At 44.0% G+C, this 22,778-nt stretch carries 15 protein-coding genes, 2 tRNA genes, 3 rRNA genes and 1 pseudogene; 17 read left to right on the forward strand and 4 right to left on the reverse strand.

Annotated elements, in window-relative coordinates:
• Positions 1-9 precede the first annotated feature (9 nt).
• The 11 genes and pseudogenes from lysS (at position 10) to DOZ58_RS15655 (ending at position 12,313) form a co-directional block, all read left to right on the forward strand.
• On the forward strand, positions 10-1,476 hold the full coding sequence (lysS, locus tag DOZ58_RS15605; protein ID WP_111889147.1) for a lysine--tRNA ligase: 1,467 nt from the start codon (positions 10-12) through the stop codon (positions 1,474-1,476).
• A gap of 593 nt (positions 1,477-2,069) precedes the next feature.
• A 16S ribosomal RNA gene (locus tag DOZ58_RS15610) occupies positions 2,070-3,588 on the forward strand.
• Positions 3,589-3,689: 101 nt separating this feature from the next.
• A tRNA-Ala gene (locus DOZ58_RS15615) sits at positions 3,690-3,765 on the forward strand.
• Positions 3,766-3,784: 19 nt separating this feature from the next.
• Positions 3,785-3,861: transfer RNA gene (locus DOZ58_RS15620), tRNA-Ile, on the forward strand.
• 372 nt (positions 3,862-4,233) lie between these two features.
• Positions 4,234-7,094 (forward strand): 23S ribosomal RNA (locus DOZ58_RS15625).
• Positions 7,095-7,196: 102 nt separating this feature from the next.
• A 5S ribosomal RNA gene (gene rrf, locus DOZ58_RS15630) occupies positions 7,197-7,313 on the forward strand.
• The 16S, 23S and 5S rRNA genes sit together here with 2 tRNA genes alongside, the layout of an rRNA operon.
• A 508-nt stretch (positions 7,314-7,821) precedes the next feature.
• Positions 7,822-8,172 carry a hypothetical protein gene (locus DOZ58_RS15635; protein WP_111889148.1) on the forward strand — a complete coding sequence of 117 codons (351 nt, stop codon included), beginning with the start codon at positions 7,822-7,824 and terminating at the stop codon, positions 8,170-8,172.
• Positions 8,173-8,240: 68 nt separating this feature from the next.
• Entirely contained in the window at positions 8,241-8,858 is a 618-nt protein-coding gene (locus DOZ58_RS15640) for a dienelactone hydrolase family protein (protein ID WP_111889149.1), read from the forward strand.
• Between the two features lie 14 nt (positions 8,859-8,872).
• Positions 8,873-9,675: pseudogene (locus tag DOZ58_RS15645) on the forward strand (NAD-dependent protein deacylase).
• Between the two features lie 9 nt (positions 9,676-9,684).
• Complete coding sequence (locus DOZ58_RS15650; RefSeq protein WP_111889150.1) at positions 9,685-10,923, forward strand: CdaR family transcriptional regulator; 1,239 nt, start codon at positions 9,685-9,687, stop codon at positions 10,921-10,923.
• Between the two features lie 448 nt (positions 10,924-11,371).
• Positions 11,372-12,313 (forward strand): hypothetical protein, encoded by a 942-nt coding sequence (locus DOZ58_RS15655; RefSeq protein WP_111889151.1) that lies wholly within the window; start codon positions 11,372-11,374, stop codon positions 12,311-12,313.
• A 62-nt stretch (positions 12,314-12,375) separates the two neighbouring features.
• Here DOZ58_RS15655 and DOZ58_RS15660 read toward each other — a convergent pair whose 3' ends face one another.
• From DOZ58_RS15660 to DOZ58_RS15675, 4 genes are all read right to left on the reverse strand, one after another.
• Entirely contained in the window at positions 12,376-13,461 is a 1,086-nt protein-coding gene (locus tag DOZ58_RS15660; RefSeq protein ID WP_111889152.1) for a hypothetical protein, read from the reverse strand.
• A 155-nt stretch (positions 13,462-13,616) separates the two neighbouring features.
• Positions 13,617-14,024 (reverse strand): formylmethanofuran dehydrogenase subunit E family protein, encoded by a 408-nt coding sequence (locus DOZ58_RS15665; protein ID WP_111889153.1) that lies wholly within the window; start codon positions 14,022-14,024, stop codon positions 13,617-13,619.
• Positions 14,025-14,093: 69 nt separating this feature from the next.
• Positions 14,094-15,452, reverse strand: coding sequence for a PFL family protein (locus DOZ58_RS15670; protein ID WP_111889154.1), 1,359 nt, complete (start codon positions 15,450-15,452; stop codon positions 14,094-14,096).
• 12 nt (positions 15,453-15,464) lie between these two features.
• Positions 15,465-15,734, reverse strand: a complete 270-nt coding sequence (locus DOZ58_RS15675; protein ID WP_111889155.1) for an ACT domain-containing protein — start codon at positions 15,732-15,734, stop codon at positions 15,465-15,467.
• A gap of 270 nt (positions 15,735-16,004) precedes the next feature.
• Here DOZ58_RS15675 and mraZ point away from each other — a divergent pair, with 270 nt between their 5' ends.
• The 6 genes from mraZ to mraY all read left to right on the forward strand — a co-directional run bounded on the left by mraZ (position 16,005) and on the right by mraY (position 22,769).
• Positions 16,005-16,436, forward strand: a complete 432-nt coding sequence (gene mraZ, locus DOZ58_RS15680) for a division/cell wall cluster transcriptional repressor MraZ (RefSeq protein ID WP_111889156.1) — start codon at positions 16,005-16,007, stop codon at positions 16,434-16,436.
• A complete protein-coding gene (rsmH, locus tag DOZ58_RS15685) occupies positions 16,437-17,393 on the forward strand; it encodes a 16S rRNA (cytosine(1402)-N(4))-methyltransferase RsmH (protein ID WP_111889157.1) in 957 nt (318 codons plus the stop codon).
• Between the two features lie 15 nt (positions 17,394-17,408).
• Positions 17,409-17,792, forward strand: coding sequence for a hypothetical protein (locus DOZ58_RS15690; protein ID WP_111889158.1), 384 nt, complete (start codon positions 17,409-17,411; stop codon positions 17,790-17,792).
• Positions 17,793-17,853: 61 nt separating this feature from the next.
• Complete coding sequence (locus DOZ58_RS15695) at positions 17,854-20,262, forward strand: penicillin-binding transpeptidase domain-containing protein (RefSeq protein ID WP_111889159.1); 2,409 nt, start codon at positions 17,854-17,856, stop codon at positions 20,260-20,262.
• 159 nt (positions 20,263-20,421) lie between these two features.
• Positions 20,422-21,795 (forward strand): UDP-N-acetylmuramoyl-tripeptide--D-alanyl-D-alanine ligase, encoded by a 1,374-nt coding sequence (gene murF / locus DOZ58_RS15700; protein ID WP_111889160.1) that lies wholly within the window; start codon positions 20,422-20,424, stop codon positions 21,793-21,795.
• A complete protein-coding gene (gene mraY / locus DOZ58_RS15705; protein ID WP_111889161.1) occupies positions 21,795-22,769 on the forward strand; it encodes a phospho-N-acetylmuramoyl-pentapeptide-transferase in 975 nt (324 codons plus the stop codon). Before murF ends, mraY begins: the two co-directional genes overlap by 1 nt.
• Positions 22,770-22,778: the final 9 nt, after the last annotated feature.

Below are 22,778 nucleotides of genomic sequence, written 5' to 3' on the forward strand. Positions count from 1 at the left end.
GAGCAGACATTGACAACAGAAAACCTTAGTGAACTTCTAGAGATTAGAAGAGATAAATTAAAAAAATTACAAGACGCAGGGAAGAATCCCTTTGAAAATACCAGTTATAGTGTCAGCGTTCACGCAAAAAAAGTTGAAGCATCTTTCGATGAATATGAAGAAAAAGAAGTGACCATGGCAGGACGGATCATGTCTAAACGAGGGCAGGGAAAAGTTTCTTTTTACGATCTTCAGGATTCTACTGGAAGAATTCAGTTATTCCTGAAAAAAGACGCCCTGGTTGATATGTATGACGAAATTAAAACCTATGACATCGGGGATATCGTTGGCGTTAAAGGGGAAATTTTCAAAACAAAAATGGGTCAGATCTCGGTCAGAGTTTCGGAACTGACACTGCTGAGCAAATCTTTACAAATTCTGCCGGAAAAATATCATGGTCTAAAAGATATGGAATTGCGTTATCGGCAGCGTTATGTTGATTTGATTGTAAATCCCGAAGTAAAGGATGTTTTTCAAAAACGATCGCTGATTATGCGAAAGATACGGGAGTTTTATGATTCGCGTGATTTTATCGAAGTAGAAACGCCAGTTCTTTCAAATTTGGCTGGCGGTGCCAATGCCAGACCTTTTATGACTCACCATAATGCTCTGGATATCACGCTATACTGTCGAATTGCCCTGGAACTGCCGCTTAAACGATTAATTGTTGGTGGGTTTGATAAGGTTTATGAAATGAGTCGTGTGTTCAGAAACGAAGGCATGGACGCTACCCATAACCCTGAATTCACATTGTTAGAATCCTACGAGGCATATGCGAACTATGACGATCTGATGAAAATGATCGAAGAGCTCTATAGTTATCTGGCCGAGGAAGTCAATAAATCAGAAATCGTTATTTACGGCGATAAGGAAATCAGTCTGGCAGCACCATTTAAACGGGCCAGAATGGTTGATTTGGTTAAAGAACATACCAATGTGGATTTTGATGTGATGACAGATCTCGATGTTGCCCGGGCTGCTGCAAAAGAACTGCATGTGGATGTGGACGGGAAAAACAGTATCGGTGAAATTATGGCCGAAGTCTTTGACGAATTTGTTGAAGATAAACTGATCCAACCAACCTTTGTGACCATGCATCCAGTTGAAATTTCACCATTGGCCAAGAAAGATCCCAAAGACCCACGCTACACGGAGCGATTTGAACTTTATATAAACGGTGCTGAATGTGCTAACGCCTTCTCCGAACTCAATGATCCCATTGATCAGAAAGAGCGGTTTATGTCTCAGGTACAGAAGAAAACAGATGGTGATGATGAAGCCCATCCATTCGATGCCGACTTTATCAATGCCCTGGAAGTGGGTTTGCCACCTACTGGTGGTTTAGGAATCGGAATTGATCGACTGGTGATGCTATTCACCAATCAGCATAGTATTAGAGACGTTATTCTTTTCCCGACAATGAAACCCATCGACTAATAAATTAATGGACAAGGAGCTCAGAATTTTAAAATTCTGAGCTCCTTTAATTCATAAGAAAAAGATTGGTTTTCAAAATAAAATGTTTAAACAGTAATTATAAGGGGATATAATTAAAACCTCTCGGAATAATAGTTAAATTTTGTCCTTGAAACCAAACAATTAACAGATACCAGGGTCTTTTGACTAAAACAAAAGAAAAACAAAAAAACTTTTAAAAAAGCATTGACAAGAAGGAACAAAGAGCGTATACTAATGAAGTTGTCTCGTAACAGAGGCGGCGGACATTGGGCTGACACATTGAAATTAGCTTGGAATTAACGCAAAAGAATTTCAAAAAACAGCTTGACAACATCGGGAAATGACGATATAATAGAAAAGCTTCTTCGGTCGGAAACGATTGCAGAACGGCGGTCATAGAAAAGAGAATAGTACCATAAAACCTGTAAAACAGCCAAAACATCCGCAAGGATGAAGGCGGCTAAAATAGAAACAGAGAGATGCACTCTTAAAAACATTAACTCGGTAGAGGATAAACTACAGTTATTCAAATGAGACAGCATTTAAAGGCCTAACGGCTTTAAATACAAACTTTTATTGAGAGTTTGATCCTGGCTCAGGACGAACGCTGGCGGTATGCTTAACACATGCAAGTCGAACGAGACAAAAGAGAAGTGCTTGCACGGATCTTTTAGAAAGTGGCGAACGGGTGAGTAACGCGTGGGTAACCTACCCTATGGAAAGGAATAGCCTCGGGAAACTGGGAGTAATGCCTTATAAGATATATTTGTCGCATGGCAGATGTATTAAACGCTCCGGTGCCATAGGATGGACCCGCGTCCCATTAGCTAGTTGGTGAGATAACAGCTCACCAAGGCGACGATGGGTAACCGGTCTGAGAGGGCGAACGGTCACACTGGAACTGAGACACGGTCCAGACTCCTACGGGAGGCAGCAGTGGGGAATATTGCGCAATGGGGGAAACCCTGACGCAGCAATACCGCGTGAGTGAAGAAGGTTTTCGGATCGTAAAGCTCTGTTATTGGGGAAGAAAAAAAGACGGTACCCAAGAAGAAAGTCCCGGCTAACTACGTGCCAGCAGCCGCGGTAATACGTAGGGGACAAGCGTTGTCCGGATTTACTGGGCGTAAAGGGCACGCAGGCGGTTTTTTAAGTCAGATGTGAAAGGTACCGGCTCAACCGGTGACATGCATTTGAAACTGAAAGACTTGAGTATTGGAGAGGCAAGTGGAATTCCTAGTGTAGCGGTGAAATGCGTAGATATTAGGAGGAACACCGGTGGCGAAGGCGGCTTGCTGGACAAATACTGACGCTGAGGTGCGAAAGCGTGGGGAGCAAACAGGATTAGATACCCTGGTAGTCCACGCCGTAAACGATGAGTGCTAGGTGTTGGGGAGACTCAGTGCCGCAGCTAACGCAATAAGCACTCCGCCTGGGGAGTACGACCGCAAGGTTGAAACTCAAAGGAATTGACGGGGACCCGCACAAGCAGCGGAGCATGTGGTTTAATTCGAAGCAACGCGAAGAACCTTACCAGGTCTTGACATCCTCTGACMAYCYRAGAGATYRGRCTTTYCCTTCGGGRACAGAGAGACAGGTGGTGCATGGTTGTCGTCAGCTCGTGTCGTGAGATGTTGGGTTAAGTCCCGCAACGAGCGCAACCCCTGTGGTTAGTTGCCATCATTTAGTTGGGCACTCTAAGCAGACTGCCGTGGATAACACGGAGGAAGGTGGGGACGACGTCAAATCATCATGCCCCTTATGACCTGGGCTACACACGTGCTACAATGGTCTGAACAGAGGGCTGCGAAACCGCGAGGTGAAGCTAATCCCTTAAAACAGATCTCAGTTCGGATTGCAGGCTGCAACTCGCCTGCATGAAGTTGGAGTTGCTAGTAATCGCAGATCAGAATGCTGCGGTGAATGCGTTCCCGGGTCTTGTACACACCGCCCGTCACACCACGAGAGTTGGCAACACCCGAAGTCAGTGAGGTAACCGTAAGGAACCAGCTGCCGAAGGTGGGGTCAGTAATTGGGGTGAAGTCGTAACAAGGTAGCCGTATCGGAAGGTGCGGCTGGATCACCTCCTTTCTAGGGAATACAGGAAGTCATGGTACTATTTTCTTTTGTATGACCATTKRGTYATACAARACASAAGCAATCAGCATAAACTKAATACGTTTTAATGTTNGGGGGGTGTAGCTCAGTTGGRAGARCACCTGCCTTGCAAGCAGGGGRTCRGRAGTTCAWGTCTYYTCATCTCCACCAATTTTTARAACAAACGCATGGGCTTGTAGCTCAGGTRKWTWKAKCGCAYGSCTGATAARYGTGAGGTCGGAGGTTCAAGTCCTCCCAAGCCCACCATMAMAAAYTGAACGCAAGTTCATAAAACAAAAGGATCGTATTTTTCATCAGAATTCCTTATTTATTTAAGGAAGAATTTTGTCGAAAAATGCGTTAGYRWTTRYACCAGYCMCAYGCWAAYRCWTRGYRACTKGMCMRRWTTSATYMAATTYGGRYAAAWRCGTCGATCATTGAAAACAGCATAGTGTATAAAWAAAAWTTTGAAATACAATTTCTTAACACGAAAACGTAATTTTAGGATCGTATTTTTCGCCAATATTCCTTATTCAGTTAAGGAAGAATTTTGCCGAAAAATGCGTTAGTTTTTACATCAGTCACACGCTAACGCTTAGTGACTTACCAAATTTTAACAAMWTTRGRWAMRAAYKTYAGGATCAAGAAGAAAAGAGCACAGGGTGAATGCCTTGGCAATCAGAGCCGAAGAAGGACGCGACAAGCTGCGAAAAGCTACGTGTAGGTGCACATAACCGATAAAGCGTAGATATCCGAATGGGGAAACCCGGCTGGTAGAAGACCAGTCACTGTGACGTGAATACATAGCGTTATGGAGGGAACCTGGGGAACTGAAACATCTTAGTACCCAGAGGAAAAGAAAGAAACATCGATTCCTTTAGTAGCGGCGAGCGAACGAGGAAGAGCCCTGATTACATCAAGGCTGTATTATTAGTTGAACGACATGGGAAGGTCGGACGCAGAGGGTGAGATCCCCGTAGACGAAAATAGTATGGACGGGTAATCGACGAGTACCACGGGACACGTGTAACCCTGTGGGAAGATGGGGGGCCCACCCCCCAAGGCTAAATACTACTGATTGACCGATAGCGGAAAGTACCGTGAGGGAAAGGTGAAAAGAACCCCGGAAGGGGAGTGAAATAGAAACTGAAACCCTGTGCTTACAAGCAGCAGGAGCTAACGTGACTGCGTGCTTTTTGTAGAACGGGCCAACGAGTTACGGTATGTAGCAAGGTTAAGTACTTCAGGTACGGAGCCGTAGGGAAACCGAGTCTGAATAGGGCGACTAGTTGCATGCTGTAGACCCGAAACCGTGTGATCTATCCATGACCAGGATGAAGCTTGGGTAAAACCAAGTGGAGGTCCGAACCAGTGTCTGTTGAAAAAGGCTTGGATGAGTTGTGGATAGGGGTGAAATTCCAATCGAACACGGAGATAGCTGGTTCTCCCCGAAATAGCTTTAGGGCTAGCGTTGTAGAGAGAGTGATGGAGGTAGAGCACTGAATAGGCTAGGGGKCGTAAAGMTTACTGAACCTTATCAAACTCCGAATGCCATVCACTTATATACGGCAGTCAGACTGTGTGAGATAAGTCTCATAGTCAAAAGGGAAACAGCCCAGACCATCCGCTAAGGTCCCCAAGTCCAGATTAAGTGGGAAAGGATGTGCAACTGCACAAACAACCAGGATGTTGGCTTAGAAGCAGCCACACATTTAAAGAGTGCGTAATAGCTCACTGGTCGAGTGGTTGTGCGCCGAAGATGAACGGGGCTAAAATCTGGCACCGAAGCGATGGATTATGGTACTACCATAGTGGTAGGGGAGCAATGTCTTGAGGGCGAAGCGAAACTGTAAGGTTTGGTGGACACAAGACAAGAGAGAATGTTGGCATGAGTAGCGAAAGTGAAGTGAGAATCTTCACCATCGAAAGCCCAAGGTTTCCTGAGGAAGGTTCGTCCGCTCAGGGTAAGTCGGGGCCTAAGCCGAGGCGAGCAGCGTAGGCGATGGACAACAGGTTGAAATTCCTGTACCACCTTTAATTGTTTGAGAGATGGAGTGACACAGAAGGATAAGCGAACCCAGCGGTTGGAAAAGCTGGGCCAAGCGTCAAGGCTGAGTAGGGAGGCAAATCCCCTTACTCATAAGGCCAAGGCGTGACGGGGAACGAAAAATAAGTAGGGAAGTCGCTGATTTCACGCTGTCAAGAAAAGCTTCTATTGAGAGAGAAGGTGCCCGTACCGTAAACCGACACAGGTAGGCGAGGAGAGAATCCTAAGATGAGCGGGAGAAGTGTTGTTAAGGAACTCGGCAAAATGACTCCGTAACTTCGGGAGAAGGAGTGCCCCCTTATGGGGGCCGCAGAGAAGAGGCTCAAGCGACTGTTTAGCAAAAACATAGGTCTCTGCTAAATCGAAAGATGATGTATAGGGGCTGACGCCTGCCCGGTGCTGGAAGGTTAAGAGGAGTGCTTAGCGCAAGCGAAGGTGCAAATTTAAGCCCCAGTAAACGGCGGCCGTAACTATAACGGTCCTAAGGTAGCGAAATTCCTTGTCAGGTAAGTTCTGACCCGCACGAAAGGCGTAACGATTTGAGCGCTGTCTCGACAACACACCCGGTGAAATTGTAGTACTCGTGAAGATGCGAGTTACCCGCGACAGGACGGAAAGACCCCGTAGAGCTTTACTGCAATCTGGCATTGAGTTTTGATCGTGCACGTACAGGATAGGTGGGAGACAAAGAATTTGGGACGCTAGTTTCGAAGGAGTTGCCCTTGGGATACCACCCTTGTACGATTGGAATTCTAACGAGTGGCCGTAATCCGGTCATCGGACAGTGTCAGACGGGCAGTTTGACTGGGGCGGTCGCCTCCTAAAAAGTATCGGAGGCGCCCAAAGTTACCTTCAGGATGGTTGGAAACCATCTCTTAGAGTGCAAAGGCAAAAAGGTGATTGACTGCGAGAGAGACATCTCGAGCAGAGACGAAAGTCGGGCTTAGTGATCCGGTGGTTCCGAGTGGAAGGGCCATCGCTCAACGGATAAAAGCTACCTCGGGGATAACAGGCTTATCTCCCCCAAGAGTCCACATCGACGGGGAGGTTTGGCACCTCGATGTCGGCTCGTCTCATCCTGGGGCTGAAGCAGGTCCCAAGGGTTGGGCTGTTCGCCCATTAAAGAGGCACGCGAGCTGGGTTCAGAACGTCGTGAGACAGTTCGGTCCCTATCCGTCGTGGGCGTTAGATATTTGAGAAGAGCTGTTCCTAGTACGAGAGGACCGGAACGGACAAACCACTGGTGCACCAGTTGTTCCGCCAGGAGCATAGCTGGGTAGCTAAGTTTGGAAAGGATAAGTGCTGAAGGCATCTAAGCACGAAGCCCCCTTCAAGATAAGATATCTCACCGAAAGGTTAAGGTCCCTGATAGACGATCAGGTAGATAGGCTGGATGTGGAAGTATGGCAACATATGGAGCTGACCAGTACTAATCGACCGAGGTCTTGATCCAAGATTTTATACACTRTGCTGTTTCSAGTGATCGNNAYGATCACYRRAAARMAATTNNKATAAATGCAATTATAATTAAATAGNTTTWAACTAGTCTAACTAGTTCCGTAATGATGGCGGAAGGGCYACACCTGTTCCCATACCGAACACAGAAGTAAAGTCTTCCAGCGCCGAAAGTACTTGGTGGGCAACTGCCTGGGAGGATAGGACATTGCGGGACTTTTATTTAAATGAAGCCGTGCAAAAAAATACAGATATGAATATTGATTCAAGTGAGCTTGAAAATCAATATTTATATCTGTATTTTTTTATGGGGCGAAGCCCCAAACGGAGGCGTAGCGCAGCGGAGACGGAGTTGCACGGAATCATTAGACGGCAGTAAGGTTTAATCACCGCTCTTTTTATATTTTTAGGAAGGAGCCATCTGGCGACTGAGGCGCAGCGTAGCCGAAGTGCCGCATGAGCGAGTAAAACGGCAGTAAAGTGAAGCGTTGATTCAAGTTCACTTAAAAATCAATATTCATCGCTATTTTTTTATGGGCCAAAGCCCCAAACGCAGGCGTAGCGAGAGCTGTGACGCAGTTGTGAAGGTTAAACAGAAGTTAGTTCTAAAAGCTCTTCTAATAGCCATATTCTTAAAAATTAGCTCATAAGATGATACTTTCATGCTATAATAAATGCATAAAAACTGATATAACTTCAGTTGATTTTGCAAATAGGAGCCGATTATGAAAAAAAACTTACCCTTACTAATTCCCGTGTTGCCGTATCTGATCATGACCTCTTTGATCTTTTTTATATTACCCACGATGGATGCAAATTCAAAATTTTTCACATCCATTATGCTGCTGATTATTCCCACTTATTGTTTCATTTCTGCTTTTATATATGGACTGAAAAACGGAAATGTCTGGCTTTATCCAATTTTTATGGGTTTTATTTTTTTCCCACCAATATTTTTGATTGTTGAGATAAGAGCGTTGATATACGGGGGTATTTATGGGGCAGTTGCGTTATTGGGTATGTATCTAGGCAGCTTACTAAAAAAAAGAAAAACGAATGACGAGAATAAGGAATAAATGCTTATCTTTTAAACCGCAAATCGACGAAATCGGATGTTCAAGTATGAAGGAAGGATTGAGTGTAATTGCAGAAGACTAAACAAAAAATAGGATCAGCAAAAGCGGTTGTGATTATCCCGGAAATTTATGGAATTAACCAATACATAAAAGACTGGGCAGAATTTTTCATTGGTCACGGTTATGATAGCTTTTGTATGAATCTGAGCAGGCGAGACCATGTTTATAGATACTCCGAAAGTAATGAAGCATATCGTGATTTTAAGGTGGAAGTGGGCTTTGATCGATACGTAGAGATAGCGCTCAGTATTGAGGAGCTAAAAAATAGTTATAAAAAAATCATCGTTTTTGGATCAAGTGTCGGAGCCACCATCGCCTGGCGATTGACTGAGAACCGATGTTGTGATGGGATGATTGGCTTTTACGGATCACGAATCCGGGACTATCTGGAAGTCAACCCGGTTTGTCCCTGTCTACTGGTATTTCCGGAACAGGAAGAATCCTTTGATATTCAGTCGATTATTCCAAAGCTTGACCAGAAAGAAAAAGTTGAACTATTCGTTTTCCCAGGTAAACATGGCTTTGCTGATCCTTATGGATATGATTTTAACGAGCAGTCAGGCAAAAAAGCGTTAGATATGGTAAAATACTTTTTAAAAGAAATTGAACAATCAGAAAAGATTTGAGAAAAGAGGATAAGATGACCGATATTGAAAACTTAAAAGGATTGGTAGCAGAATCAGGAAATATTGTTTTCTTTGGCGGGGCCGGTGTTTCCACTGAAAGTGGCATTCCGGATTTCAGGAGTGTCGATGGGTTGTACAGCCAAAGCTGATTTCAGGAGTGTCGATGGGTTGTACAGCCAAAGCTGATTTCAGGAGTGTCGATGGGTTGTACAGCCAAAGCTACAAATATCCACCAGAAACAATTCTTTCGCATGAATTTTTTATGAATAATACCGAAGAATTCTATCATTTTTATCGTAATAAAATACTGCATCTGGAAGCAAAGCCAAACTTTGCCCATATAAAGTTGGCAGAGCTGGAAACCGAGGATAAACTGAAGGCGGTAATTACTCAGAATATTGATGGACTTCATCAATTGGCGGGGAGTAAAAAGGTGCTGGAACTGCATGGATCGATTTATCGTAATTACTGTATGCACTGTCATCAGTTTTATCCGGTTCAAACGATTAAGGAAAGTCAGGGAGTGCCGGAATGCGGCTGTGGCGGGACGATCAAGCCAGATGTAGTATTGTATGGTGAGGGGCTGAACAGCGATGTCATAAACCAGTCAGTTGGGGCCATCACAAAAGCAGAGGTTCTGATAATTGGGGGAACCTCTTTGGGTGTTTACCCGGCGGCAGGACTGATCGATTATTATCGTGGCAGGAATCTGGTATTGGTAAATAAATCCTCAACGCCGATGGATTCCCGGGCAAATCTTATTATTAAGGGAAGTATCGGGGAAATATTTAAACAACTGAAATGGAGCAAAAAATAAAGAGTCGCTATGGATAGTCAAACAGAACTGAGATACAGACAAAGCAATCGCTTATTAAGATTACTTTTGGGCAACCATACTGTGGAAGAGGTAGTGGAAACCATTAGTTATTTGGCGGAAAAACCAGTTATATTTATTGACATAAACTTCTCGATTCGTGGAATGAGTCGAACTTCTGAGATCACAGATCGCTCATGGCAGTTTGCCATTTCTAAAGGATTCTGCAGCCACGAATTCATTTTTGAACTCGTTAATATTGAAGAGGTCAAGCGCTTTCCCAAGGAACGAACGCCCTATGTGGTCGGGCTGGAAAGTGAGACAAAGGCCTTGGTATCGCCTGTGATCATTCGGGGGAAATACGCCGGTGCGATGGTGATGTTTTTTAAAAAAACTGAAGTGACGAATGGATATTTAGAGTTATTGCTGCTGGCGAATGAAGTATTGACAGAAATTATTATAAAGATTCCCATGTATAAGTATATCCGCGGCAATATGAATGAGGGGATTCTAAAGGATCTGATTGAAGGTAGAGACAAGGAAAATGAAGATTTCAAAGCCTGGGTCCTGGAGTCAGAGCTTAATACCAGTAATAATCTGTGTGTCCTGGTTTCTGAACAAGATGATGCCAATCTTAATCAGGAGGTCATTAAAGACTCACTACGAGATGATTTGTATCACGTCGTTCCTAAATCTCATACAATTTTTTACGGTAATCAGATGGTTGTTTTATGTACGGATCTGGAAACAGAAAAAACGGATAAGGGGATCAGTCGGTTAAAAATATTTATGGAAAAACATGGATTGCGAATTGGCATCAGCGAATTTTTTCAGGGGATTGAGAATTTTCAATGCCATTATTTTCATGCGAAGGCAGCCATTCGCATTGGCTTAACGATTCATGAGAAAGAGCGCCTTTTTAATTATGATGATTATAAGTTTTTTCATCTGCTTGAGAAGGTAACCGGTGAAGCTGGAAATAATCTCAGGGATTTTGTTCAAACTGGTTTGCTGAAACTTGAGAAATATGACCGACGACATCAATCTGAGTTGTTCTATACGTTAAACACACTTATCGATTATGGGTGCAATTATAAAGAAACCTGTGAAGCCCTCCATATTCACCGAAATACTCTCAGTTATCGCATCGATCGAATCAAATCGCTTACTCAGCTGGAGTTAACGGCACCGAAGGTACAGTTTGACTTGGCGTACTCGTTTCGAATTTTAGAGTTTTTAAAACATCAGTAGCTTTTCGCATCAGGGTTGGGCTTAGTAAATAATCACAGAGAGAAATTTTTGTAAATACTGTGCACCACGCACAGATTAATAGCATCATTTTGTTAATCAATGCGGATGTTTTTTTTCGACCCATCGTTTATTCTAACTAAGAGGGATTGTGACCCCTTACTGGGATGATGTAAAGTCCATACTAGACCCCTTAATCTAAGAGAGCTCCGGCTCTTTTTTTGTTTTTTTGAAAAAAATAATAAATGTGTAGAATCATAAGTGATGGTGTACACGGTTTTGATAGCAACCCTTGTAAATGGTGCACAACGGAGGACAGATATTTTGGCGATGATGACCATAGTAAAAATTTGACCTTCTTGTTAAACTGAGCATGTAAACATTATCAGAACCACTCGATGGCGTTTTTATGTTTACAACAATCAAATTTTATTTAAAAGGAGAAAAAGAGATGGATTTTACATTATTAATTGCTGCTTTTGGCGGCGGGTTATTTGCAGCCGCTATCGGTGGTGTGCCATCATTTATTTTTACTGGGTTAACAGTCATTGCCGCAATTCTTGCCGGAGATTTTGGAGCCCCAGCCATTGGAATCGTCAGCTTTGGATCATGGTTCTCACCATGTGTTGCGTTTGCTGGTGCGGTTGCCGCTTCTGCTTATGCTAAAAAAATTGGAAAGTTGGAAGTTGGCGGGGATATTATCACCCCACTAGCAGGATTAAAAGACGCATCCGTATTACTGGTCGGCGGAATTTTTGGTATTATTGGTTACTTATTAAACTTTGTTATCGGCACAGTAATTGGCGCAAATGTACTTGGTTCCGCAGCATGGACCGACACAGTTGCTTTAAGTGTTGTTATTTCTGCCATTTTAGTACGTTTGATTTTTACCGACTCCGGTTTAACAGGTAAAACTCCCGCTGGTGTAACACGACATTATCTGCCTCAGGGCTCTGATTTGATGTTCACTATCGTTCTGGGTGCCGGTTTTGGTATTCTGGTTGGTGGTATTGCGGCGGCTTTCGGCAGTATGGCTTTAGCCGGATCAGGTGAAGCTGGATATCTATTCTCGCAGATGGGTAGTTTTGCCTTTGGTATCGCCGCCTTTGGACTGATCTTTGCCAGTATGGGACTGCCTTTCTATGGCTGCCATCATATTGTATTGCCAGCTGCTTCAACCGCTATCGTTGTTTTTTCAGGAACATTAAGCCCAGTGGCCGCCATTGTAGCTGCCGCCATCACGGGTATCCTGGCAGCGATAATCGGAGAGTTTGCGGGCTTAGCCTTTAACAGTTACGCAGACAGCCACATCGACCCCCCGGCCTGTACAATTTGGGTTTTACAATTGCTTAATTTTTCAGTACTACCTTTAATTTTACCTTCTATTATGTAATTCAATCATCGAGTGGTGAGGACTTTTGCTTTGGCAAAAGTCCTTTTTCTATTTAATGATAATTACTTCAATGATAAATTTCGCTGTAAATTGACTACAAAATCCTGGATATTGGTGATGATCGACCGGGAACTGAGGCTGCCCCGGTCCTTTAGTTTATTGACCACAAATTCGGAGATGTCGACGGTATAAAAATAAACCGGCCGAATCAGACCATCAACCACCTGGTAGGAAGGGGTCATGTTGCCGGTGGCAATGGTGTGGAGCTGAGTTGCCAGACAGATGATCGTAGTGGCTTTTTTGGTGTGCACCCGCAGAGCATCCTGGGCGCTGTAAACATCAGCATAGACGCCAGGTAAAGGCCCATCGTCGCGAATTGAACCGGCTAAAACCATGGGGATGTCATTTTTAATACAGGAATTGACAATACCATCTTCGATTTTATATTTTTCAATTAAATTTTCCAGGGAACCGCAGCCCCGAGCCCGATTGATGGTTTCGATATGGTGATAGTGACCCAGTGATTTATTTTCTTTGGAATAGATGTCCTGACCCAAGGCGGTGTTAAAAAAGTGGGACTCCAAGTCGTGGGTGGCTAGGGCATTTCCGGCAAAGAGGGCATCCACATAGCCCATTTCCACCAGATGGGTCATGGCATTTCGGGAGTCCTGGTCAAAGGTTACCGCCGGGCCGAGAACCCATAGAATATAGCCGTTATCCCGTTCGAATTCCAAGAGTTGATAGAGTCGGTCGTAGTCCCGGGAGTAGGCGGTTTCCCGGGAATTGGAGGTACGAAACGAAAAATTATCACCATCTGGATGTTTTTTACTGAAGGCAAAATGATCGACATAAACACCGTTTCCGCCATCTTCATGACGTCCGACGACAACGGCATCGCCTTTCTTGACATTTCTGAATTCGATGGCATGGGGTCGATCATTGGCAATGACAACCACGCAGTCCATCCGACTTTCAGCCATCAGCTGCCAGGTATCATGGATTTTAAAATACTCGGGAAAGATGGTCGTGGCATAAAAGTTCTCCGGAACCACACCATCCATAGGAGCTGGCATCGTTCGGACACTGGGGGCTTTGACAAAAAAGGTTTCGGTAAAATCAGGAGCTGTATAAACGGGCAAAGTAAACATATGAGCACCTCGATATAAGATTTTATAGTAAATTATTCTGTTTATTATACCATATCAAAGTTATCGCTGGCACCGCAAGTGATAATGGCTGAGTGAATAAAAAAACACCACCATGATTAATCGTTCCGGATTAATCATGGTGGTGTTTTTAAAACTCAGTTAAGCTTTTCAGGTAATTCGAAATGGGGTTTTTCGAAATCGAAAAGTTTTGTCGCGTCGGGTTCGTTAAGCAGGAAGGCTTCCATTTCATCACGTTCCATTGGCGGAAGTTCTTTTAAAATCAAACGGATACTCGCACCGGTGGTTTGATTAAAAACAGAAAAAGCCTGTTTCCCGCCTTTTATAAAAAATAAGTTGCCCTTTTCGCCAGTGCAATCCAGCACCGCCCGGATGCCGTCAACACTACAGGACTCATTTTCAGCAACGCAGACAATCTTATCATCTCCGTCCAGATCAAGGGAAAGCGTTTTGATGGCTTCCAGAGAAGCGCGGACACCAATGGCCAGGCCGGGGCAGTGATGTCCGTGAAAGGTTACACATTTTTCCCATAATTCGACATTCATTTATTAGCTCCTTTCGATAAAACAGGAGACCCACAGTTGTGGGTCCCCCAAGTTGCCAGTCCGATTGCGCTAGTTTTTAAAGCTGTGAATAGGGGCGGGGATCTGTCCGCCACGATTTACAAAAACTGAGCAATCGTTTTTATTCACCGGCATAATCGGTGCTCGGCCCAGCAGTCCACCAAATTCGGCGGTATCGCCAACGTCTTTTCCATAAACAGGGATAATGCGAACACCGGTGGTTTTATTGTTGATGACGCCAATAGCGGCTTCATCCGCTAAGATCCCAGAAATGGTGGAAGCTGGGGTATCGCCAGGGATGGCGACCATATCGATACCAACCGAGCAAACACTGGTCATGGCTTCCAGTTTGTCAAAGGTCAGGGCGCCACATTCCACGGCTTCAATCATTCCTTCATCTTCACTGACCGGGATAAAGGCACCGCTAAAGCCACCCACCGAGGTGGAGGCCATAATACCGCCTTTTTTAACGGCATCATTGAGCATTGCAAGGGCTGCTGTGGTACCATGGGTGCCACAGTGTTCCAGACCCATTTCCTCAAGGATGCGGGCAACACTGTCACCAATTTCCGGGGTTGGAGCCAGGGACAAGTCTAAAATACCAAAAGGGACATTCAGACGCTCAGCCACGGTGGTACCGACCAGGTGGCCAGCCCGGGTAATTTTGAAGGCTGTCTTCTTGATGATTTCGGCCATTTCCCCAAAGGAAGCGTCCTGGGCTTTTTCCAGCGCCCGTTTGACAACTCCGGGACCACTGACCCCAACATTGAGAACCGATTCGGCTTCGCCGACGCCGTGGAAGGCGCCTGCCATAAAGGGATTGTCTTCAACTGCGTTGGCAAAGGCGACAAACTTGGCACAGCCGATGGAATCCACCTCCCGAGTCAGGTAGGCGGTTTCTTTAATCACTTCTCCCAGCCGTTTAACAGCGTCCATGTTAATACCGGCTTTCGAGGAACCAAGATTAACGGATGAACACACGCAATTGGTTGTTGCCAGGGCTTCTGGTATGGAGTCGATGAGAATCCGATCGCCTTTTGTAAACCCTTTGGGGACAAGGGCGGAAAAACCGCCGATAAAGTTAATGCCGACCGTTGCGGCGGCGGCATCAAGAATTTTTGCATATTCCACATAGTTTTTGTCATCACTGCTACCGGCGATGAGTGAAATCGGTGTTACCGAGATCCGCTTATTGACAATCGGGATGCCCAGTTCATTTTCAATGCGTTCCCCTTCTTTGACTAAATTTTCAGCCAAACGGGTGATTTTTTCATAGATTTTCTGGCGACTTTTTAATCCGGAGGAATCAATGCAGTCCAGCAATGAAATTCCCATGGTGATGGTCCGGATATCCAGCCGTTCTTTTTCAATCATTCTAACCGTCTCGAGGACGTCTTTAAACATTGCCATAATCGTGGCCGCCTAAATCGTGTGCATAGCATTGAAAAGATCTTCATGCTGAATACGGATGGACATGCCGATGGTTTGTCCGACTTCTTCAAGAGCGGCCTTCAGGACATTAAACTCAACAGACATGTTTGTCATGTCCACCAACATGATCATGGTGAAAAAATCATGCATAACGGTCTGGCTGATATCTTCAATATTGACATCATTTTCAGCCAAAATTTTAGATACATTATAAATTATTCCGGTGCGGTCATTTCCAATAACCGTAACTACTGCTCTCATTCTAAATTACTCCTTAATTTTCATTATTTTATTAGTTTAAACCAAAATGCGTACAATCACAAGTTATAATGTTGATTTTAGGAGGAAAGACGTTTTGTGAATTTATTTTTAAGTTTTTTGATATAAAATTAATACAATTGATGGGAAATTTTAACAAAATAAAACTTTGTTTTTTGCTTAATAGCCGGTTTCGTAACTTGTGAAGGGTGGTGGAGTGTGGTATAATGTGGAAGAAAATGGAAGAACAAAGTATGAAGGAGGTAGATCTGGATGTTTTTTGGAGAGTATGAACATAATATCGACGACAAGGGACGATTGATCATTCCTTCAAAATTCAGAGAATCTCTGGGTGGACAATTTGTCTTAACAAAAGGACTGGATTGTTGCCTGTTTGTTTTTTCCATGGAAGAGTGGGAGAATTTTGAAAGTAAACTAAAATCTCTACCGGTATCGGATAAGGATGCGCGAGCGTTTACCCGATTTTTCTTCGCCGGTGCCGCCGATTGCGAGCTGGATCGACAGGGCCGGGCGAGTGTTCCACTTTCGCTCCGCAAATATGCAAAAATAACAAAAGAGGTGACCATTATCGGGGTTTCAAATCGATTAGAAATTTGGGACAGTCAATTATGGGAAAACTATAACGACAATGAAGATTTAAATTATGAGGACATTGCCAATAATATGGCAATGCTGGGAATATAAATGAAGCCACAAACATTTTCACATACCACCGTATTACTACGGGAATCCATTGACGGTCTGGACATCAAACCAAATGGTATCTACGTGGATTGCACCCTGGGTGGGGGTGGGCATTCCCAATGGATTTGTGAATCATTGGATGAAAGCGGCATTTTGGTTGGCATCGATCAGGATGATTACGCTTTAGAGTATGCCCAAAATCGTCTGGCGGGTTTTACCTGTCAGCGTCATTTTGTAAAAAGTAATTTTGCCAGTTTAGCCAAGGTTCTAAAGGGCCTCCATCTCTTTGGAATCGACGGTATTCTATATGACCTCGGGGTTTCGTCATTTCAACTGGATGACGATACCCGAGGCTTTTCTTATCATAACGATGGTCCGCTGGATATGCGAATGAACCAGTCAGCAGAGTTAACCGCCGAAATGGTGGTCAACGACTATGCCCCCGGGGAACTAAAAAAAATACTTTTTCTTTATGGAGAAGAAAAGTTTGCCAGTCAAATCGTCAAATCAATCGTTCGTGCCAGAACGCTTGCGCGAATTACGACCACTTTAGAGTTAAGTGAAATAATCAAGAAGGCGTATCCTCCCAAGGAACGTTTTAAAGAGAAACATCCCTCAAGAAAAACATTTCAAGCCATTCGACTGGAAGTCAATGGGGAATTAAAAATATTAGAAGATGCTTTAACCCAGGGTCTTGAAGCCTTGAAGCCAGGCGGAAGAATGTGTGTCATTACCTTTCATTCGCTGGAAGATCGGGTTGTTAAGCATCTCTTTAAAGAGAAAGCCAATCCCTGCACTTGCCCGCCGGATTTTCCCCAATGTGTTTGTGGGAAATTACCGGAAGTAAAGCTTATTTCAAGAAAACCGATTGTTTCAGGTGTTGATGAACTTGAAGAAAATCGGCGTTCGCGAAGTGCGAAACTACGGATTGTAGAAAAGCTGGGAACAGAAAGTTAAAAAAAGGAGCGTTCCATGGCGACCACAAAAAAAAGAGTAAAAATGCCCAAACAAAAAGAAAAGCGCATGACAACAAGTTCCTATGTTATGATTATAGGGTTGATTGCGTTTGCGGCAATGGTTGGGATCTTATTTCAGCACGCTGTGATCACCGAAAAAAATACGCAGATCAGAGACCTTCAGAAAACCCTGGAAGACGCCGTACAGGTTAACGACAGTAAAGAAGGTCAATTAGTAACAAATATGAATCTTCAATCGATTGAGGCTCAAGCCAGAGGTTATGGGATGACCGAACCGGTCCAGGAACAATATCGACGCGAACTGGTGACGGAGAAAAAAGAAGAGTCACTGATGACGGATTCACAAATTGTGAGAAGTTGGTTTGAGAATTTGTTTTAGGTTAGGGTTTATTTAAGCTAGATCAGGTAAGCTTAATTGAATAAAAATTTGGAGAAAAAATGTGAATATAAAAAAGAAGGCACAACGAGAGATTGGACCGATCGGCAAACAAAATCGCATCATGATTGCCATGGTTGTACTTTCATTGTGCTTAATTGTTGTTATTGGGAGATTATTTTCCCTGCAAATTGTAAATTCAACCGGGAAGTATGAGCGCCAGGTCGATCAACTTGTTGAAGAGGTGGCCATTAAAGCATCACGAGGTGATATCTACGATCGGAACAAAAATGTTCTGGCTAAAGATTCCTCAGCGACAGCGGTTAATGTGATCCCCTATGAGGTCGAAGACCCCGATCGCCTGGCCCAAACATTAAGTAGCAAGCTGGGTTTAAAAGTTGAAGATATTATGAAAAAGATCATCGTTCTGGAAAATGATATTGTTGAAGTAAAAACCGGTATCAGTCAGGGCGCTGCGGTTATTGTACTGAGTCATAATTTTGATGGTGTCAGTATTGAGGACGGAACCCTTTATTTTAAACCGATTAGCATTAAAGATCCGGCTGCGGTGGCTGCGGCCATTTCCAAAGATTTGGATTATAATTATGAGTCCCTTTACGATCGTGCGACCCGTAAAGAAAACCAGCCGGTGCTAATTTTGGGGAAAGTCGATAATGCCCTGGCTCTGGAAATTAAGCAATCGGAAGCAATCAAAGACGAAGACGGCAACATAGAAAGTTATAATGGCATCGAATTGCTGGATGATTATCGGCGTTATTATACCAATGGAAATTTTGCTTCCTATATTCTGGGGTTTACCGGGCGGGACTACAGTGGTCTCTATGGGGTGGAATCCACCTATGAAGACGTCTTAAGCGGCGAGGATGGGGTTGTTTACTTCCAAAAAGATGCCAACGGAAACCAGATTCCTTCGCAAACAAAAATATTAAAAGAACCTGTTCAGGGAGAAGATATTGTTTTAACGATTGATAGCAATATTCAATTGATGGCCGAAAAAGCGGTTGAGGAAGCAGCGACAACCTGGAAAACAAAAAGTGTAACTGCGATTGTGATGGAAACCAAAACTGGCGAAGTAGTGGCAATGGCGACCACGCCGGATTACAATCTTAATGATCCTTTTACTCTGGATGCTAACTTCGTCGCGACACATGCAGAAGATCTGGTTGGTAAAACAGAACAAGAACAACTGGCAGAGATGTATAAGAATCAGGCCGTTAGTTTTATTTATGAACCGGGTTCCACCTTTAAAGCACTAACTGGCGCAGCGGCCCTGGAAGAAGGGGTAGTAACGCCAGATACAATTGTGTATTGTGATGGGTCCATCCAGATCGGTGATGCGGTGATTAATTGCGCCACCGGACCACATGGCAGCATTACGGTTTCGGATGCCATCGCCCATTCCTGTAATCCGGGGTTGGTTCAGATTATTGAAACATTGAATCCGGATGTTTTCTATCAGTATGTGTATAATTTTGGCTTAGGAGAAACCACCGGGATTGAGCTAGATGGCGAAGAAGCTGGAATTATTAATCGACTATCTACCGCCAATGGCGGGATCAATGAAGTAGATTATGCGACCTTTTCATTTGGACAGGGGTTGGCAGTCACGCCCATTCAAATCGTCAGTGCGCTAAATAGTGTCGTCAATGATGGCTACTATGTTAAACCGACGATTATCTCCAGCGAAACCACGGGGAAAGCGATTGAATCCCAAAAACAGATTATTTCGAAAGAAACATCGGCAGCAACCCGAGAAATCATGCGTAAGGTAGTTGGCTATGATTCCGATATGACCAATCTTTCTGAAGGATACAGCATTGGCGGAAAAACAGGGACGGCCGAGAAGTTTATCAATGGTGAATATTCCAGTTCCAAATATGTGACCTCCTTTTACTGCTTTGCCCCAGTGGAAGACCCCAAATATTCGGTTTACGTCGTGTTGGATGAACCGGCAGCAGGTGCTTATGGGAGTACCAGTGCGGCACCTACCGCCATTAGTTTAATAAAACAAGCTTTGAATTATAACACTGCTGATACCACCCTTGGTGGTGCTGTAACGGAAGAAATTCAAAAGGGAACCATCACTGTTCCTGATCTGGTAGGTCAGAACATTGATTTTGCAGCCAGCATTCTCAATGAGAAGGGGATAAAATATGTTGTTGATCCAGCCACCAGTGGGACCACGGTTGTAAATCAAAGCCTTCCCACCAATTCGGTTTATGATCCAAATTCGGAATTGATCCTTGCTTTAGGAGAAACCGATAGTCAGGCGGTTGGAACGGTTATTGTGCCGGATCTAAAGGGACTATCGATTCAGAGTGCCAATGAAATTCTGACGGGATTGGGACTCAATCTTAAAATCACAGGGAATGGTTTTGCTTCAAGTCAAACGCCGGCAGCCACAACGGTTGTGGAGAGGGGCAGTGACGTTAACGTAACATTTGCCCCATAAAAAATTAAAAGAAAAGCAAGGGGAGGAATCCTTGCTTTTCTTTATGTTTAAAGTTTGATATAATGTCATGGTCTTTTTGGACAGTGGACGAGGCTGAAAATTAAATATAGAATTGATTATGATTGACCGAAAATAAAGAAGAAAGTTCAGGTAAGATAAATGGAAAGTATCAGTATTGATGAAATACTTCACATTACCCAGGGGGAATTGCTCCAGGGAAATCGCTTAATGGCAATTGCAAATGTTGCGATTGATAGTCGAAAAACAACAGGTAATGACTTATATGTGCCCATTATCGGGGAAACGAATAATGGCCACAATTACATCAGTCAGGCCTTTTTAAATGGCAGTAGAGCTTGTCTGACCGAGGAAAGAAATCACTCCTTTCCGGCGGAGATGACGGTCATCCAGGTGGCTTCAACATTAGCGGCGATGAAAGCGTTGGCCGGTTTTAATCGTCATCGTTACAGCATTCCGGTGATTGCCATTACTGGCAGCAGCGGAAAAACCACCACCAAGGACCTGGTGGCATCCGTTCTGTCACAACGGTATCATACCTTAAAAACCGAGGGTAACTTTAATAATGAATACGGGATTCCCCAGACCTTATTTAATTTAGAAGCAGACCATCAAATGGCCGTCATCGAAATGGGAATGGACCATCTTGGGGATATTTCAAAATCAATCGCACTGGTTGATCCCGATATCAGTGTAATCACCAATGTCGGACTTAGTCATATTGAACGCCTGAAAAGCCAGGAGAATATTTATCGGGCCAAAAAAGAAATTTTGCAGCGTTTAACAAGCGATGGCATTGCCTATGTTAATGGTGATGATGCGTTTTTAAAAAAAATAAATAATGAAAAGAATCACTACCAGGTTAAAACCTTTGGCTTGGATGGGGAGCATTCTGTAACAGCCTTTAATTATAGTACAAGTCAAGCGGGTCTTGAAATGCAGGTAAAATGGGAACATCGAAACGAAGTTTTCACGTTTAATTATCCCGGGGAACATAATATCTATAATTGTCTGGTGGCTATTGGCTTAGGGTATTTCTATGACTTGACTCAATCGGAGATTCAACAAGGGCTTAATGCTTTTGTGCCCAGCGGCAATCGGATGGATATTTTCACGATTGGCGAAATCAAGGTGATTAATGACTCATATAATGCTAATCCTGATGCGATGCGGGCTTCCCTGGATGTATTGGATACCCTGGGCCGTGACAACAAGCGAAAAATTGCAATTCTCGGCGATATGTTAGAAATGGGCGACTTCGGGCCAGCCGCACACCTTGAAGTTGGCAACTACGCAAAGGGTAAAGCGGATATTCTAATCGGTGTTGGTCCATTGGGGCAGTTAATTTGTCAGGGTTATGACAATGCCGGACCGGTCTACCAGGTTCCTGATGCACGCTCGGCCGGTGCCTGTTTAAAAGAGATTGTCCGGCCCGAAGATATCATTCTGATTAAAGCATCCCGGGGCATGGGTTTGGAACGGGTGATTGATTTTATTAAGGAAGGTGGCTGCTAATGGAACTGACCGTTTTACAAACCGGGCTGATTGGTCTGCTGATTTCCTTCCTGGTTGTCTATTTTGTGACACCGCGATTTATCCCCATGCTCAAACGGCTAAAATTTGGTCAGGCCATTAGAGAAGAAGGCCCGCAAAGCCATTTGGAAAAATCAGGAACGCCAACCATGGGCGGGCTGGTGATTCAATTGGGGGTATTGGTGGCTTTTGCGATCTTGTCAGTGCTAGTCGGAAACTGGGATTTCTTTCCAATTCTGGTAATGCTCTACTTCGGTGCTGTGGGTTTGATTGATGATTATATTAAGGTAGCAAAAAAACACAATCTGGGTCTGCGGGCCTGGCAGAAAATGGTGCTCCAATGTATTGGTGCGCTGGCCATTGCCCTCTATGCTTATTATGCGCCAGCCATTGGTTCTGAAATGGTGGTGCCATTAATGGATCAGACTGTCGATTTTGGATTCTGGTATGTACCATTTACCTTTATTGCGGTAGTATCGATTGTCAATGCGGTTAATTTAACCGATGGACTCGATGGATTGGCATCCGGCGTTACCTTAATTGTTGCAATATTCTTTTTTGTCGGCTCTCTGGCCCTGCCCCAAGCTAATACCAGCATTTTTACTGGTGCCATTATTGGCGGATGTTTGGGTTTCTTAAGGCATAATTCAAATCCAGCTGATATCTTTATGGGTGATACCGGTTCGATGGCGTTGGGCGGAGCGGTTGTAGTCATGGCGATCATTACTCAGCTACAGATTTTTCTGCTCATTGCTGGCGCTTTGTTTGTCCTTGAAGCTTTATCGGTAGTGATTCAAGTGAGCTACTTTAAATCTACCGGGGGAAAGCGCTTTTTTAAGATGGCCCCCATTCATCATCACTTTGAATTGTCGGGTTGGAGTGAAACCCGGGTCGTCACTGTTTTCTGGGTGGTTACAGCGATTTCGGTAGTCATTGCATTTATTTGTTTAGGATAGGAGAAGCGC

Origin of the sequence: Acetobacterium sp. KB-1 (assembly GCF_003260995.1) — a bacterium.
GTDB classification, from domain to species: domain Bacteria; phylum Bacillota; class Clostridia; order Eubacteriales; family Eubacteriaceae; genus Acetobacterium; species Acetobacterium carbinolicum.